General features: G+C 68.4%; 15 protein-coding genes. 8 read left to right on the top strand and 7 right to left on the bottom strand.

Annotation, left to right across the window (positions count from 1 at the left end; genetic code table 11):
• Window positions 1-49: 49 nt before the first annotated feature.
• From JWQ81_RS04025 to JWQ81_RS04035, 3 genes are read left to right on the top strand one after another with little or no spacing between them, the layout of a single operon-like run.
• On the top strand, window positions 50-1,156 hold the full coding sequence (locus tag JWQ81_RS04025; RefSeq protein WP_297537563.1) for a histidine kinase: 1,107 nt from the start codon (window positions 50-52) through the stop codon (window positions 1,154-1,156).
• The gene (locus JWQ81_RS04030; protein WP_297537565.1) at window positions 1,156-1,761 is read left to right on the top strand and encodes a response regulator transcription factor; all 606 of its coding nucleotides are present in this window, start codon (window positions 1,156-1,158) and stop codon (window positions 1,759-1,761) included. The genes JWQ81_RS04025 and JWQ81_RS04030 overlap by 1 nt, the downstream gene beginning before the upstream one ends.
• A 42-nt stretch (window positions 1,762-1,803) precedes the next feature.
• The gene (locus tag JWQ81_RS04035) at window positions 1,804-1,947 is read left to right on the top strand and encodes a hypothetical protein (RefSeq protein ID WP_297537567.1); all 144 of its coding nucleotides are present in this window, start codon (window positions 1,804-1,806) and stop codon (window positions 1,945-1,947) included.
• Window positions 1,948-2,020: 73 nt separating this feature from the next.
• Here the strand turns inward: JWQ81_RS04035 and JWQ81_RS04040 are convergent, their stop codons facing one another.
• Both JWQ81_RS04040 and JWQ81_RS04045 read right to left on the bottom strand, forming a co-directional pair.
• Window positions 2,021-2,665, bottom strand: a complete 645-nt coding sequence (locus tag JWQ81_RS04040) for a response regulator transcription factor (RefSeq protein WP_297537568.1) — start codon at window positions 2,663-2,665, stop codon at window positions 2,021-2,023.
• A 489-nt stretch (window positions 2,666-3,154) separates the two neighbouring features.
• Window positions 3,155-3,883 carry a DUF2786 domain-containing protein gene (locus tag JWQ81_RS04045; RefSeq protein WP_297537570.1) on the bottom strand — a complete coding sequence of 243 codons (729 nt, stop codon included), beginning with the start codon at window positions 3,881-3,883 and terminating at the stop codon, window positions 3,155-3,157.
• 186 nt (window positions 3,884-4,069) lie between these two features.
• On the opposite strand from JWQ81_RS04045, the gene JWQ81_RS04050 reads away from it, so the two are divergent.
• Window positions 4,070-5,518: an aminotransferase class V-fold PLP-dependent enzyme gene (locus JWQ81_RS04050; protein WP_297537637.1), complete on the top strand. Its 1,449-nt coding sequence runs from the start codon at window positions 4,070-4,072 to the stop codon at window positions 5,516-5,518.
• On the opposite strand, the gene JWQ81_RS04055 is transcribed toward JWQ81_RS04050, so the two are convergent.
• The 3 genes from JWQ81_RS04055 to JWQ81_RS04065 all read right to left on the bottom strand — a co-directional run bounded on the left by JWQ81_RS04055 (window position 5,502) and on the right by JWQ81_RS04065 (window position 7,215).
• The gene (locus JWQ81_RS04055; protein ID WP_297537572.1) at window positions 5,502-6,083 is read right to left on the bottom strand and encodes a TetR/AcrR family transcriptional regulator; all 582 of its coding nucleotides are present in this window, start codon (window positions 6,081-6,083) and stop codon (window positions 5,502-5,504) included. The two genes, JWQ81_RS04050 and JWQ81_RS04055, sit on opposite strands and share 17 nt — an antisense overlap.
• On the bottom strand, window positions 6,062-6,865 hold the full coding sequence (locus JWQ81_RS04060) for an SGNH/GDSL hydrolase family protein (protein WP_297537574.1): 804 nt from the start codon (window positions 6,863-6,865) through the stop codon (window positions 6,062-6,064). The genes JWQ81_RS04055 and JWQ81_RS04060 overlap by 22 nt, the downstream gene beginning before the upstream one ends.
• A gap of 83 nt (window positions 6,866-6,948) precedes the next feature.
• Window positions 6,949-7,215: a hypothetical protein gene (locus JWQ81_RS04065; protein WP_297537576.1), complete on the bottom strand. Its 267-nt coding sequence runs from the start codon at window positions 7,213-7,215 to the stop codon at window positions 6,949-6,951.
• A gap of 86 nt (window positions 7,216-7,301) precedes the next feature.
• Here JWQ81_RS04065 and JWQ81_RS04070 point away from each other — a divergent pair, with 86 nt between their 5' ends.
• From JWQ81_RS04070 to JWQ81_RS04080, 3 genes are read left to right on the top strand one after another with little or no spacing between them, the layout of a single operon-like run.
• Window positions 7,302-8,261 carry a helix-turn-helix domain-containing protein gene (locus tag JWQ81_RS04070; protein ID WP_297537578.1) on the top strand — a complete coding sequence of 320 codons (960 nt, stop codon included), beginning with the start codon at window positions 7,302-7,304 and terminating at the stop codon, window positions 8,259-8,261.
• Window positions 8,262-8,315: 54 nt separating this feature from the next.
• Window positions 8,316-9,011 carry an MOSC domain-containing protein gene (locus tag JWQ81_RS04075; RefSeq protein ID WP_297537580.1) on the top strand — a complete coding sequence of 232 codons (696 nt, stop codon included), beginning with the start codon at window positions 8,316-8,318 and terminating at the stop codon, window positions 9,009-9,011.
• Entirely contained in the window at window positions 9,001-9,633 is a 633-nt protein-coding gene (locus tag JWQ81_RS04080; RefSeq protein WP_297537582.1) for a TetR/AcrR family transcriptional regulator, read from the top strand. The genes JWQ81_RS04075 and JWQ81_RS04080 overlap by 11 nt, the downstream gene beginning before the upstream one ends.
• A gap of 17 nt (window positions 9,634-9,650) precedes the next feature.
• Here the strand turns inward: JWQ81_RS04080 and JWQ81_RS04085 are convergent, their stop codons facing one another.
• Window positions 9,651-11,213, bottom strand: coding sequence for a beta-N-acetylhexosaminidase (locus JWQ81_RS04085; RefSeq protein ID WP_297537639.1), 1,563 nt, complete (start codon window positions 11,211-11,213; stop codon window positions 9,651-9,653).
• A 157-nt stretch (window positions 11,214-11,370) separates the two neighbouring features.
• Entirely contained in the window at window positions 11,371-13,251 is a 1,881-nt protein-coding gene (locus tag JWQ81_RS04090; RefSeq protein WP_297537584.1) for a propionyl-CoA synthetase, read from the bottom strand.
• A gap of 168 nt (window positions 13,252-13,419) precedes the next feature.
• Here JWQ81_RS04090 and JWQ81_RS04095 point away from each other — a divergent pair, with 168 nt between their 5' ends.
• Complete coding sequence (locus JWQ81_RS04095; protein WP_297537587.1) at window positions 13,420-15,138, top strand: serine/threonine-protein kinase; 1,719 nt, start codon at window positions 13,420-13,422, stop codon at window positions 15,136-15,138.
• Window positions 15,139-15,255: the final 117 nt, after the last annotated feature.

Below are 15,255 nucleotides of genomic sequence, written 5' to 3' on the forward strand. Positions count from 1 at the left end.
CGGGTTCCGGATCCCGCTCGTTCGGAGGAACCGGGAGGTGACAGGGGCAATGCCACGACGTTCGCGCGCTGCGGTCGTACGCACGGCGACGCTGCTGCTCATCGTGATCTGCGTCGCGTACGGCGTCGAGCCGCTGTTCACCGCGGATCCGTCTCGCGGCACCGGCGCGCTGTGGGCCACCATCGTCGGGCTTGCCGCGTTCAGCGCTACCCTCGCGCACGTGATCTGGCGTGGCACGCGGCTCGTACCGGATGGCAAGCCATGGTCGCTGGTGCTCGCGGGCGTCCTGGCGGTAGGCATTTACTTGCGCTTCGGCCCGGCGCTCGTGGCGCTGCCGGCGATCTTCTGCGGCGCGGCCGCGTTCACGCTCACCAAGGTACGCGCCGTTGCGCTGGTGGTGATCGTGGTGGGCGGCGCCTACCTCGTGCTCGGGCGGTCCGCGCTGCCCGCCGAGCAGATCGTGGACCTGATGGGCCGCGGGCTCGTGGTGATGGTGGTGGTCTACGTGGTGGGCACCGTGATCCTGCTCAGTGGCGAGGTCGAGCGCGGCCGCGCCGAGTTGGCACGCGTCGCCGTCCTGGAGGAGCGGCTGCGCTTCTCGCGCGACGTGCACGACCTGTTGGGGCACAGCCTGTCCGTGATCGCACTGAAGGGCGAGGTGGCCGCGCGTCTCGTCCACCAGGATCCGAAGCGCGGAGCGGCTGAGATGGACTCCGTGGTCGATCTCGCGCGTCGGTCGGTCGACGAGGTGCGCTCGCTGGTGCGCGGTTACCGGCAGCAGTCGCTGACGGCGGAGATCGAGGGTGGGGTGAGCGTGCTGATCGCGGCCGGTGTCGAGTGCACGGTGGACGCCGCGCCCGCAGGCCTGCCTGAGCGCGTCGAGTCGGTGTTCGGCTGGGTGGTGCGAGAGGCCGTCACGAACGTGCTCCGGCACAGCGACGCGACCGGCTGCCGGATCGGTTTCCGGGTGGCCGACGACCGGGCGACGCTGAAGATCACCAACAACGGCGTCCGCGCGACCCCGGAAGACGCGCTGGGCAACGGCCTCATCGGGCTCGCCGAGCGGCTGCGCGCCGTAGGCGGCACGCTGGAGAGTGGCCCACTGGCGGACGGCGACTTCCGGCTCACCGCGTCGGCGCCGCTGGAGGTGGCGTGATGATTCGGGTGCTTATCGCCGAGGACCAGGAGTTGATCCGCACAGCGCTGGTCACCCTGGTGGGGCTGGAGGAGGACATCGACGTGGTCGCCCAGGCCGAGGACGGCGCCCGTGCCGTGGCGATCGCCGGCGAGACCGACCTCGACGTAGTGGTGCTCGACATCGACATGCCAGTGCTCGACGGCCTCGCCGCAGCCGAGCAGCTCGCCGTGCGGCATCCCGGCCTGGCACTGGTGATGCTCACCAGCCACGGCCGTCCCGGCTATCTCAAGCGTGCCGTGCAGGCGGGCGCGCGCGGGTTCGTGACCAAGAACGTGTCCGGCACGGCGCTGGCCAAGGTCATCCGCGAGGTCCACGCGGGGGGCCGCTACCTGGACCCCGACCTGGTCGCCGACGCGATGTTCGCCGGCGACTGCCCGCTCGCCCCGCGCGAGCTGGAGATTCTCCGCCTCGCCGAGGATGGCCGCCCCCTCTCCGGCATCGCGAAGACGCTTTCACTGCAGGAAGGGACCGTGCGCAACTACATCTCCGCGGCGATCACCAAACTTGGCGTCGACAACCGCATGAACGCGGTGCGTCACGCCAGAAACATGGGCTGGCTCTGATTTCTGCCTGCCCACCTCGTGTTCCGGGAAGGGAGTAAGGAAATGGGAATTTTCAGCAAGAAGGACGATGGCGACCGCAAGCCGCCGCTCGCCAACGTGATCGGCTCCAAGGGCAAAGGGGGCTGGTTCGGCAAGAAGGAAAAGAAGGGCAAGGACGACAAGAAGAAGTACAACGGCGGCTACTGAGGTACCTGTGCGGAAAGGGGCTTTTCTTGCGGATGACGCGAGGAAAGCCCCTTCCGGCGTGCGGGATGGTTGCTTACGCCTGCTGCTGTCGCGCGTCCGCGCCGAGTGCGACCAACCCGGCCGAGTACGCCGCGACCACCGCCTGCGCACGGCTCGGCACCGCGAACTTCTGCAGGATGTGGTGCACGTGGGAGCGCACCGTGGCCGCGGAGACCGACAGCTGCAGGGCGATTTCCGCGTTTGACCGCCCGTCGGCGAGCAGCCCCAGCACGTCCCGTTCCCGGTTCGTGAGCCGCAGGTCCACGCCACCACGGCGGATGGTGGCCGAGTGCCGCATGAGCGAGGACATCTGCCGGTGCACCTCCACGGGCATCAGCACGATGTCGCCCGCGGCCACCATTCGGATCGCCTGCATCAGCTCCTCTGGCGTCGCCATGAGCGGCAGCACGGCGCGCGCGTTGAGCGTCATGATGTCCACCGGCTGGAAGTCGTCGCCGATCTCGGCGAACGTGACCACTTTCGCCGACCTGCCCAGCTCGCGGAAGGCCGCGAAGTCGTCGGAGGGGCTCGATACCACCGCCACGACCTCGCTTGTACCCGAGACCTGAGTGAGGGCGTCCTGTACCCGCTCGCACTGGCCTACGACCTCGAGGTCGTGCTGCCCAGTCAGCAGCGCGGCGAGACCGGCCCGCGAGAGCGGGTCGGTACACGAAATCAATACCTTGACTTTGACCTTCAACGTAACCCCCAGGTTTTGTCGAATGAGTGTCAATAGGAACCGCTTCGCTCACCGGAACACCTGTAGGGATGTCGCACGGAGGACCGGGAGCTCGGCCGGACATGAAGAGAATTCAATTATTGATCCGAATGCTTCTCCGATTCGAGTGGAGAACCGCAACGCCCCCATTGTGTCGACGTCGCGTCGTTCGCGACGAGACTTACACAGGGCTTGAAAGTTGTCCACCAACTCCGACTCCACCCGGCCAGGCGTTCACTCTAATGGCCTAATCAACCTTAAGGGGGCGTTAAGCAGGTTTAGCCACTGTCCATTTTGTCCCTGGGAATCCTATCCGTACGCTTCATGGTTGGACAGGGTGATTGCCGAGGCTTTCCATGGCAGCTCCTTCCGGATTGTTCCCCCATGCTTCAAAAGGTCTTCCGGTCGACTCGGCGATAACCGGGTGATGGAATTTCGCTGGCGGATTCGCTACCCGGCGATAGCGGTGCGGGAGCCGGGGAGGCCGGTGGGGTTGAGGTTTGCGCGTTCGCCGGCGACGTGGCCGTCCAGGTAGCCGCTGCCGGAGAGACGGCGTGGCGGAGCGGATTGCAGGTTGCCGAACTGGTCGTCGTAGGCGTCCTTCACGAGGGTGTTGCGATCGCGTAGGACCAGTTCGGCGGACTGGCCGCCGGGGGCGGCTTCGTGGTCGCGGGTGGCGACGGCTTCGCTCTGTTGCAGGCGCCGGAACACCGCGCCGGCGAAGCCGTGCAGCCAGGTTCGCCGGTAGGCCGCCAGCGACTCGCCACGGTAGGAGTGTTCGGGCCGGACGCGGGTGACCTGGGTGGTCGCCTGCAGGAGCAGGCTCGTGAACAGCAGCTCGACCCGCTCCAGATCGGACCGGAAACCGAACACCGTCACCGCGGTGACGTTCTGGCCCCACCGGTGCAGCAGCGCGCGGCAGCGCAGCGGATGGGCGATGTTCGTCAGCAGGCCGGCCTTGTCCCGGCTGTACGGGTTGTCCATCGAGATCTTGATCGTGGTGATCTCGTCGGTGCCGGCGTCCGCCGCGGCCAGCATCGCGCGGTCGATGCCGTACCGGGCGATCAGCTCGGCGGCCTTGTTGTTGTACGACTCGGCTTCGGCTTCGGTGACCGCCGGGTCTTCCGCCTTCGCGAGCAGCTTGCGCACCCTCGCTAGCAGGGTGTCGTGGTCGAGCATGGGGTTCCTTACTGCTGATGGACACTGCCGGTGAATCTGATGCCTCGTTTCCTACCCGATGGGTCCGACATTATTCGCACAGGTGTTCGGCCGAGGTGGGACCGGGGTGCGCTCTTGCGCGGATCCGCGGGCCCGGCCAAGGTCGGTCGGAGGCGTCGGCGAAGGCGGGGAAAAGTGAACGGGCACATGACACCGGACGAGTTCCGGCAGCACGGCAGGCAGGTGGTCGATTGGATTGCCGACTACCTCGAACGGGTGGAGTCCTATCCCGTTCGCTCGCAGTCGGCCCCTGGCGACGTCCGGGCGGGCCTGCCCGCCCATCCGCCCGAGACCGGCGGGTCCTTCGACGACCTGCTCGCCGACGTCGACAGGGTGCTCATGCCGGGGGTGACCCACTGGCAGCATCCGAACTTCTTCGCCTACTTCCCGGCCAACGCGACCGGCCCGGCGATCCTCGCGGACCTCCTGTCGTCGGGGCTCGGCGTCCAGGGCATGGTCTGGGCGACCAGCCCGGCCTGCACCGAGCTGGAGACCGTCGTCGTCGACTGGCTCGCCGAGCTGCTCGGCCTCCCGGCGAGTTTCCGGACGGATTCCACGGGTGGCGGCGTGATCCAGGATTCCGCGTCGAGCGCGGCGTTGGTGGCCGTGCTCTCGGCGCTCCAGCGGGCCGGTGGCGGCAAGATCGCCGATTCCGGGATCACCGGCCGCCACACGATGTACGTCTCCTCTCAGACGCACTCCGCGCTGGAGAAAGCCGCCCGGATCGCGGGAATTGGCTCGGCCAACGTCCGGGTGGTCGACGTCGATCCGCGGACGCTGGCGATGCGGCCCGAGCACCTCTCGGCGCTGATAGCCGAGGACGTCGCCGCCGGAGCCGTGCCGACGCTGGTGTGCGCGACCGTCGGCACCACGTCGACGACCGCGATCGACCCGGTCGCCGCTGTCGGCGAGATCTGCCGCGACCGCGGGATCTGGCTCCACATCGACGCGGCGTACGCGGGCGTCGCGGCGGTATGCCCCGAGCTGCGGTGGATCAACGACGGCGTCGCGGAGTACGCCGACTCCTACGCGACCAACCCGCACAAATGGCTGCTGACCAACTTCGACTGCGGAGTGCTCTGGGTGGCCGACCGTGAGCCGATGATCAGCGCGCTGTCGATCCTGCCGGAGTTCCTGCGCACCACGGCGAGCGCGTCGGGCGAGGTGATCGACTACCGCGACTGGCAGATCCCGCTCGGCCGCCGGTTCCGTTCGCTCAAGCTGTGGTCGGTGATCCGCTGGTACGGCGCGGAAGGGCTGCGCGCCCACATCCGCACGTGCGTCGCGCTGGCGGACGAGTTCGCCCGCCTGGCCGGGACCGACGAGGACTTCGAGGTGCGCGAACACCATCCGTTCGGACTCGTCTGCTTGCGTCCACTGTGGACGTCGAAGTCGGCGGACGTGGCCAACGAGTCGACCATGGCGCTGATGGAACGGCTCAACGACTCAGGCGCGCTGTACCTGAGTCATACCAAGGTGAACGGGCAGGTCGTGCTCCGGATGGCGATCGGCGCGACGACCACCGAACGCCGTCACGTGCTCGACGCCTGGGAGCGGATCCGGGCCGAATACCGCGTGCTCAACGGGCAGCGCTGAGCTGGGACGTGCCGAAGTAGGAGTCCAGCGTCACCGCGAGCGGTACCTCGATCGACTCGGCGAAGCTCGCGTTCGACAGGCCGCCCCACAGCCAAAGCCCGGCGAGCCCGTGCAGGGACGCCCACAGCGACGCCGCGAGCAGCCGCGGATCCGTTGCCTCGCGCCAGCCTTCCAGTTGGACATCGGCGATCAGGTCGGCGAAGAAGTCGAAGACGGCGCTGTTGGACGACGTCAGCTCGCGATCACGCGCGTCGATCAGGTCGTGCCGGAACATCAGCTCGAACATCGCCGGCTTGGCCAGCGCGAAGTCGAGGTAGCCGTGGCAGGCGGCCAGCAATCGCGCGCGCGGTGGGGCCTCGGGCAGGTGTTCGCCGCGCTCGCGCAGCTCGACGAAACCGAGCGCCGCGACCGCCGAAAGCAACTGGGCGCGGCCGGTGAAGTGCCGCAGCGGCGCGCCGTGGGACACACCTGCGGCCTTTGCGATCCCGCGCAGGGTGACTGCCTGTACGCCCTCCTCGGCGAGCAGTGCCGCCGCTGTGGTGATCAGGCGCTGCCGGGGGCCCACGCGTCCACCTCGCCGGTGCGTAGTGGGAGGAGTTCCGGGCGTTTCGGGAGCATTCCGTCGCCAGGTGACCGGCCGATCAGGCGGTTACGGGTGCGGGAGTACGCGACGGGAAGGACCTCGCGGTAGAACCAGCCGAGGTTGTCGGCCAGCCTCGGCTTGGCCGGCGTGCCGGCCAGCGGAGCGAGCCACGATCGGTCGAACGGGACGCCGATCCCGTCGAGCAGGTGCGCCGCGAGCTTGCGATGGCCGGTCTCGGCGAGGTGCAGTCGATCCGGGCCGAAGTAACGGGAATCCCGCGCGGCCTGGTCGGACCACAGATCGATGAGGACCGCGCCGTAGCTGACCGCCGCTTCGCGGATCGCGTCGTTCAGCGCCTGCAGGCGCGGCCGCATGCGACTTCCGAGCGGCATGCGGTGCGAGATGTCGCTGAGGGTGAACACGACGACCGTCGGCGCCAGGCTGGTCGTCGCGCGTACGGCGTCGTCGACGCGGCGGGCTACGGTCCGGGCGTCCCAGCCGCGCGACATCACGTCGTTGCCGCCGCCGAAGAGTGCGATCAGGTCCGGGTCGAGCGCGGTCGCCGGCGGAATCTGCTCCGCGGTGATCTGGTCGAGTCGGCGTCCGCGCACGCCGAGGTTGGCGTACCGGAAGTCCGGCTCGTCCTGCGCCAGCCGGGCCGCGACGAAGTCCGCCCACCCGCGGTACTGGCCGCCGGCCGGGTACGGGTCGTCGAGACCCTCGGTGCAACTGTCGCCGAGTGCGACAAACCGTTGGTAACCCATCCAGATCTCCGTAACCCCGAGTTCACCTTGTAGACACTGTCTATCAAACTCATGTAGACGTTGTCTACCTCGGGTCGCGAAGCTCACCGGAGCGTTGCCGGGTTTGCTCGGCAACCGGCTTTTTTGTCGCACCTCACTGGCAGGGTGATCGGCATGGGTACCGCCGCCGCGTTGTTCGCCCGGTGGTGGTCGGCGGCGAGCAGGTCAGCGCGAGTCCGGCTGAGGTCGCGGTCCTCGACGTCGCTGGAGCCGGTGAGTCGGGCGTGCGGCCCGTTGTGGCGGGCGTGGGTTCGTTGCAGGCCAAGGAAGATCGGAACCAGAAGGACGAGAACTATCAGGAAGGAAGTCATGGCATAAAGTTTGCGCTCGACTAGTTTCTGCCACGAGTGGCAGGTCTGCCCTTGTGTGTCAATATTCTGCCAAGTACGGTGGGGGCATGCTGAAGACGGTCGCCACGGTCCTGATCGACGGCTTCGCGCCCTTCGAGCTCGGAGTGGTTTGCGAGGTCTTCGGCGTCGACCGCACGAGCGACGGCGTGCCGCCGATCGAGTTCCGGGTGTGTGGGGAACAGGCCGGCGTGCCGCTGCGTTCGGGCGTCGGGGTGCGGGTCATTCCGGAGTTCGGGCTCGACGCGCTGGAAGACGCCGATCTCGTGGCGCTGCCGGCGTGCGATATCCGCGAGGAGTACCCGCCCGCGGTACTCGAGGCCGTGCGCGCGGCGTCGGCTCGGGGCGCGACCGTGCTTTCGGTCTGCAGCGGCGCGTTTCTGCTCGGTGCCACCGGGCTGCTGGACGGGCGTCGGTGCACCACGCACTGGCGTCACGCGGAAGAGTTCGCCGCGCGCTTCCCGACGGCGCTGCTCGATCCGGATGTCCTGTACGTCGACGACGGGAACATCGTCAGCAGCGCGGGTACGGCTGCCGGCATCGACGCGTGCCTGCACCTGGTCCGGCGCGAGCTCGGCTCGACGGTGGCCGCTGCCATCGCGCGGCGCATGGTCGTGGCGCCGCAACGCGAAGGCGGGCAGCGGCAGTTCGTCGAGCTACCGATACCCGAGTGCACCGGCGACAGCTTGCAGCCCGTGCTCGACTGGATGGCGGCCAACCTCACCGTCGAACACTCCGTGCCGGCGCTGGCCCGTCGCGCGCGGATGTCGGAACGGACCTTCGCCCGGCGGTTCGTCGCCGAGACCGGGACGACCCCGAACCGCTGGCTGTCCGCGCAGCGCGTGCTGCACGCGCGCAGGCTGCTGGAAGACACGAAACTCGGTATCGACGAAGTCGCCCGGTTGTGCGGGTTCAGTACGGCTGCCTTGCTGCGGCACCACTTCCACCGGGCCGTCGGCGTCGCGCCCAACGACTACCGCCGCACCTTCTCTCAGCGCGTCGCCAGCTAGGACTCAAGGTCGCACCCATGTAACTATACGAACGATCGTGCTATGTTCGGGCGTATGGACGTCACCGTGCGCGAAGTGTTCGTCGGCAAGCCGAGCGTGCTGGGCACGCAGCGGGGGACCCCGGTCTACAGCGCCATCACCAAGGCCAAGGTCGCCGCCGCTGGCCTGGCGCTCAGCGAAGTCAACCTCGACGGCGACGAGCAGGCGGACCTCAGCGTCCACGGCGGCCCGGAGAAGGCTGTCTACGTCTACCCCGTCGAGCACTACCCGGCGTGGACCGCGGACTCGTTCGCGCTGAACATCGGCGACGCGGGCGAGAACATCTCGCTGTCCGGCGCGACCGAGGACGACGTCCGGATCGGCGACGTGTGGTCCTGGGGTGACACGCTGGTCCAGGTCTCGCAGCCCAGGAGTCCCTGCTACAAGCTCGCGATGAAAACCGGACGCAAGGACATCATCCCGGCGTTGATCGACTCCGGCCGCACCGGCTGGTACCTGCGCGTCCTCAAGACCGGCCGCGTCCCGACGTCCGGGGGCATGACGCTGGTCAAGCGCAAGGTGGAACGCCCGACGGTCGCGGAGGTGGCGATACTCGCGTTCGCGAACGTGGCCCAGTTCGACGCGGGTCAGCGCGACGCGTACCTGCGGTTGGCCGAGAACGTCCTGCTGCGCACACCCGAACTCGCCGAGCAGTACCGTTCCGGCGTGGTTTCCAAGGTCGCCCGGGTGGAGGGCATCGGTGCCCACTGACGGCCGGCTGGTCCGCGGTGACGCGACGCGGCGAGCGGTGCTCCGGCGGGCTGTCGACGTCGCGTCGGTCGAAGGCCTCGACGGTTTGTCGCTCGGCAGGCTGGCAACCGAGCTGGACCTGAGCAAGAGTGGCGTTTTCGCACTTTTCGGCTCGAAGGAAGAGTTGCAGCTCGCGGCCATTCGGGCGGCTCACGAGATTTTTGCCGAGCACATCACCGAACCCGCGATGACGGCCGAGCCCGGCCTGCCGCGGGTCTGGCGGCTCTGCGAAAGCTGGCTGCGGTACTCCGAGAACAGGGTCTTCCCCGGCGGCTGCTTCTTTTTCAACACCGGCGCCGAATTCGACGCGCGAGACGGCCGTGTCCACGATGCCGTCGCCGCCGCGGGCGCCGGTTTTCTCGGTTTCATCGGACAACTCGTCACCGAAGCGAAACAGCTGGGCCACCTCGATTCGGGGATCGAGGTGGCCCAGCTGGCCTTCGAACTGCATGCCCTCGGTTGTGCGGCCAACGCGGGCTCGGTGCTGCTCGGGGGATCCGAGCCCTACTCGATGGCCAGGAAGGGCATGTTGATCAGGCTGCGGACAGCGGCGGTCGAGCCCGGCACGCTGCCCGCAACCTAGCTCTTATTTGTTTGGTGTCATTGCCAGTTGACCTGCGGTGAGCGGTAGAAGTCGATGCCTTCCGCTGTCATCCGCGGGCCCTGTTTCGCCAGCCGCTGGCTGTAGTTGTCCCAGTTGTGCGTGGACTTCGGCGACCACGCGATCTCGGCGTCACCGAGCAGGCGCGGGAACGCCAGGTACTCGATGTTGTCGCTGGTCGAGATGGTCTCCGACCACAAGGCCGCCTCGACTCCGGCGATCTCGCTGTCCTTGTCGACACCCTTGACCGTGGTGGCCGGGTCCCAGTCGTAGGCGTCCTTCACCTCGACGAGCCCGGCCCAATCCAGGCCCAGCGGGCTGTCCACGTTGTACTTCTGGTCCAGGTAGGCCTTGTTGGCCGGCGCCATCAGGATCTTGTTGCCCCGAGCCGCGGCGGCCACGACGTCGGCGTTGGTGCCCGAGGTGTCCCAGTACTCCGGGACCGCGCTGACCGGCGGGGTGACGGTGGCGATCTCGTGCCAGCCGACCGCCGCCTTGCCGTACTTGGCGACGATCGGCAGCACGTGGCTGTAGAAGGTCGCGTAGTCGGCGGCGGAGGTCGAGTGCGCTTCGTCGCCGCCGACGCCGAAGTACTTGCCGGGCGTGATCGCGGAGATCTCGCGGATCACGTCGTCGAGGAACTTGTACGTGGTCGGGCTGCTCACGCAGTACGAGCTGAAGCCGACGTCGGTACCGGTGTAGAGCGGCGGCGCGATGCCGGTGCAGTTCAGCTCCGGATATGAAGCCTGCGCCGCGTTGGTGTGCCCGGGCATGTCGATCTCCGGGACGATCGTGATGTGCCGCGCGGCCGCGTACTTGACGATGTCGGTGTACTGCGCCTGCGTGTAGAAGCCGCCCGCGCCGCCGCCGACCTCGGTGCTGCCACCGATCTTGGTCAGGTTCGGCCAGCTCTTGATCTCGATGCGCCAGCCCTGGTCATCGGCCAGGTGCAGGTGCAGCGTGTTGATCTTGTACTGCGAGAGCTGGTCGATGTAGGTCTCGACCTGCGTCGGGTTGAAGAAGTGGCGGGCCACGTCGAGCATCGCGCTGCGGGTACCGAAGCGCGGGTAGTCGAGGATCGCCCCGCCCGACACCGTCCACTTCGTGTGCTGGACGGTCTTGGCTTCGACCTGCGAAGGCAGCAGTTGACGCAGCGACTGGACGCCCTCGAACAGGCCGGTCGCCGTGTTCGCGCGCAGGGTGACGCCGGACTTGGCGACGTCGAGCTGGTAGCCCTCGGTGCCGGCACTCGGGTCGGCGTGGCCGAGGACGAGCGAGATCGCGGGCCAGCCGAAGTTCGGCGCGGCGATGACGGGCAGCGGGTACCCGGTCGACGGCCGCAGCAGGCCGGCCAGGTAGTTCGCGACCTGCTTGGTGTCCGGCGACGCGCCGAAGTCGGTCCGGATCACGGTCAGCGGTGAAAGGGTGAAGTCGGCCTTCGGGTTCGCCTTGGCCTGGACGGGCGCCGGGATGACGTCGGCGACGGTCCGCTCGCTGACGGGGTGAGCCGCGGCCGGTGCGGCCGAGGCTGAGGTGGCCACTGCCGGGAGACCGAGAGCCATCAGGCTCACCACGGCCGTCCCGAGCAAGCTGGTCCTGGACAAGCGCTTCGTCACGCCAGGTACCTCCGATGACTGAGGGGAGAGTCCCTAAAGGTATAGACCAATGTGGGCCTAGGCACAACAGCCGAAAGTCGGCTGGTCCGTACCAGTCGTCCGCTCAGTTCCCGGTCACCAGGACGGCACGCAGCGCGTCGAGCACGCTGGCGTCCTCGATGGTCGACGGGACCGGCTCATCGCGTCCGTCGGCTATCCCGCGCATGGTTTTTCGTAAGATTTTCCCGGAACGGGTCTTCGGCAGGCCGTCCACGACCGACACGTCCCGGAAGGCCGCGACCGGCCCGATATCGCTGCGGACCAGTGCCACGAGCTCGGCTCGCAGGGTGTCTTCGTCGATGTCCACCCCGGCCTTGAGCACCACAATACCACGCGGTACCTGGCCCTTGAGCTGGTCTTTCACCCCGATCACGGCGCACTCCGCGACAGCGGGATGCGAAGCGAGCACGGCCTCCATCGAGCCGGTCGAGAGCCGGTGTCCGGCGACGTTGATGACGTCGTCGGTCCGGCCCATGACGAAGAGGTAGCCGTCCTCATCGCGGTAGCCAGAGTCACCTGTCAGGTAATAACCGACATAGGTGGAGAGGTACTCCTTGAGGTAACGCCGGTCATCGCCCCACAATGTCGGCAGGGATCCGGGCGGTAGCGGCAGTTTGAGCGCGATCGCGCCTTCCCCGCCGGCGGGCAGCTCAGCGCCGTCCGGATCGAGGATCCGCACGTCCCAGCCGGGCACCGGCATGGTCGACGAACCGGGCTTGACCTGCATGGGTTCGATTCCGCGCGGGTTCGCCGAGATGGCCCAGCCGGTCTCGGTCTGCCACCAGTGGTCGATCACCGGCGTCCCGAGCTTCTCGTGGGCCCAGCGGTAGGTTTCGGGGTCCAACCGCTCGCCGGCCAGGAAAAGGGTTAAGAACTTCGTAAGGTCGTACTTTTTCAGTTCGAGAGCGTCCGGGTCGAGTTTCTTGATCGCCCGGAGTGCCGTCGGCGCGGTGAAAAGAGCCTTGACGCCGTGGTCGGCGATCACCCGCCAGAACGCCCCCGCGTCCGGCGTGCCGACCGGTTTGCCCTCGTACAGCACGGAAGTCGCGCCGATCAGCAGCGGCGCGTAGACGATGTAGGAGTGCCCGACGACCCAGCCGACGTCGGAGGCCGTCCACCAGACGTCGCCGGGACCGATGTCGTAGATCGCGCCCATCGACCACGTCAGCGCGACGGCGTGGCCGCCGGTGTCACGCACGACGCCCTTGGGTTTCCCCGTGGTGCCGGACGTGTAGAGCACGTACAGCGGGTCGGTCGCGGCCATCGGGACGGGCGCGGCGGGCTCGGCGCCGTCGACGAACGCGTGCCAGTCGATGTCCCGTTCGCCGAGCTCGGCCGGCGCCGCATCCCGTTGCAGGAACACGACTTTGTCCGGTTGGTGGGCGGTGATGGCAAGGGCGGCTTGGATGATCGGCTGGTATTCGACAACCCGTGTCGGCTCGATCCCGCACGAAGCCGCGACGATCACCTTCGGCTGGGCGTCGGAAATCCTCGCCGCGAGCTCCTTCGGCGCGAAGCCGCCGAACACCACCGAGTGCACCGCGCCGATGCGCGCGCAGCCGAGCATCGCGATGACGGCCTCGGGCACCATCGGCAGGTAGATGATGACCCGGTCGCCCTTGGTCACGCCGAGTCCGGCGAGCGCGCCGGCGAACCGCGCGACCTCGTCCAGCAGTTCCGAGTAGGTGTAGCGCCGGATCGTGCCGGTGACGGGCGAATCCCAGATCAGTGCGACCTGGTCGCCGCGCCCGTTCTCGACATGGCGGTCCAACGCGTTGTAGGAGGTGTTCAGCTCGCCGTCCGGGAACCAGCGGTATAGCGGCGCGTTGCTCGTGTCGAGGGCGCGGGTCGGTTCGCGGGTCCAGTCGACCGCCCGCGCCGCTTCGAGCCAGAAACCCTCCGGATCGTCCAAGCTGCGCTGGTAGCTGTCGGAATACGCGCCCATGCCCGCCTCGCCTTCTCGGTGAGTGATGCCGTCCCATCATCCACCAGTCGAAGGCGAAGCCGGGCGAGTGAACCAGATCGTCCAGCGGGACGGCAGTTGACCCGGCAACCTGGAGTGGGGCCCCCGCGTCCTAAGCTGGACACGGGGTCAACGAAAGGGGAGCGGGGAGTGGGCGGTTTCGCGAGCTCGCTGCTTTCGCTCGCCCATGCGCTGTTCGGCCCGGGTATCTGCCCAGGTGAATGGGTGTGGGCGACCAGTACTGCGGGCGCGCTGATCGCGTTGTTCCCGGTGCTGGGCGCGGTCGCGGTGGCCATCATCCGCAAGGGCACCGGCAACCGGTACGACGCCGTGACGCTGTCGGTGTTCGCGGCGATCGGCATCCTCGCCGTCCTGGTGATCCCGTGGCTGCTGATGAACGGCGTGTCGGAGACGTTCCGCTCGGCGTTCTCCGGCGGCTCGTCCGGCCTGTCCGGCACGGAACTGGCCTCGCTCAACACCAAGGCCTGCGACTTCATCGGGGTCCAGAAGGACTACCTCGGCGGTGGGCCGAACGTCTACGAGTCCCTGTTCTATCCGTCGGGCAACAAGCTGGCCTACGGCTACTACCTGATCGCCCTGCTCGCGCTGCCCGCCGGCTCGCTGCTCTTCGTGATGCTGCAGGCACGCACCGCGTTCCGGCGCGGACCGAAGTGGCCGTCACGCTTCTTCTGGCTCTCCTTCGTCGCGTTGTTCCTGACCAGCGCCGGTCTCGAGGCCAACACCGCGGTCTTCCTGTGGCTCGGCTTCCTTCCGTTCAGTGTGCTGGGGTTGATCGCCGTCGCACTGGTCGGTCAACCGCCCTGGTCGGTGATCAACCGTCCCGAACGGCCGCGTCCCGAGTCGGAGCCCTACCGGGCGCCGACACCGCCTCCCGAGCAGCCGAAACCGCTGCCCCCACCGCCACCGCCGGTCAAGCAGTACGCGCCGACGTCGCTGGCGCAGACCCCGGACCTCAACCAGCTCGCCGCGGCGCCGGGTCCCGTCCCGATGCCGCCCGGCTCGCAGGGCGCGGGCGGTGGCCGGTACCGCCGCATCAAGCGGCTCGGGCACGGCGGGTTCGGCACGGTGTGGCAGGCGCTCGACACCCAGCTCAACCGGACGGTCGCGCTGAAGATCGCGCACGCGCCGGACCGGGACACCGAGGAGCGCATGCAGCGTGAGGCCAGGGCACTGGCCGCGGTCAACCACCCGAACTGCGTCCGCGTGTACGACCTCGCGCAGGAGCCGGACGGGCTCGCGCTGGTGATGGAGTACCTCGAAGGCCGTCCGCTGGCCGAGGTCGTCGACGGCCTCGGGCCGCTGGACGACATCGCGGCCGGGCGGCTGTGGGCGACCATGGCCGGCGCGCTCGCCGCCGCGCACGCGAAGGGCGTCCTGCACCGGGACATCAAGCCGTCGAACGTCATCCTCGACCCGGGTGGCTTCGCGCACCTGATCGACTTCGGGATCGCGCGCAGCAAGGGCGACTCGAAGCTCACCGCGACCGGGATGATGATCGGTACGCCCGACTTCGTCGCCCCGGAGACCGCGATGGGCGCCCCGGCCAGCCCGGCGTCCGACGCTTGGCAGCTCGCGGCGACCGTGTCCTACGCGCTGTCCGGCCAGCCGCCGCGCGGCACCCGCGAGACACCGATGGCCGCGCTCATGGCGGCCGCGAGGTCCGAGCCGGTGTCGCACCTGCCCCGGCGCAGTGCGCACGCCCGCATCCTCAGCGCGTCGCTCGACCCGGAACCTCGGCGTCGGCCCACGTTGGACGCCGTGCGGCGAGAGGTCGAGTCATGGCTCTCCCGCGCCGGGAAGTCCGCCGACGGCCCCGTCACCCGCATCGTCCCCCGCCAGCCGCGCTAGCCCTCGCGTCCAGACCAGGGCACTTTTGTACTTTTGTGCCCTCCTTGTGCGCTCCGCCCAGCAACTCGCCGTCGAGTTGCGGGGGCGCGTCACGTCCAGGGCGGGGCACTTTGTACA

Source organism: Amycolatopsis sp. (assembly GCF_025464955.1).
In the GTDB taxonomy this organism is placed as follows: Bacteria; Actinomycetota; Actinomycetes; order Mycobacteriales; family Pseudonocardiaceae; genus Amycolatopsis.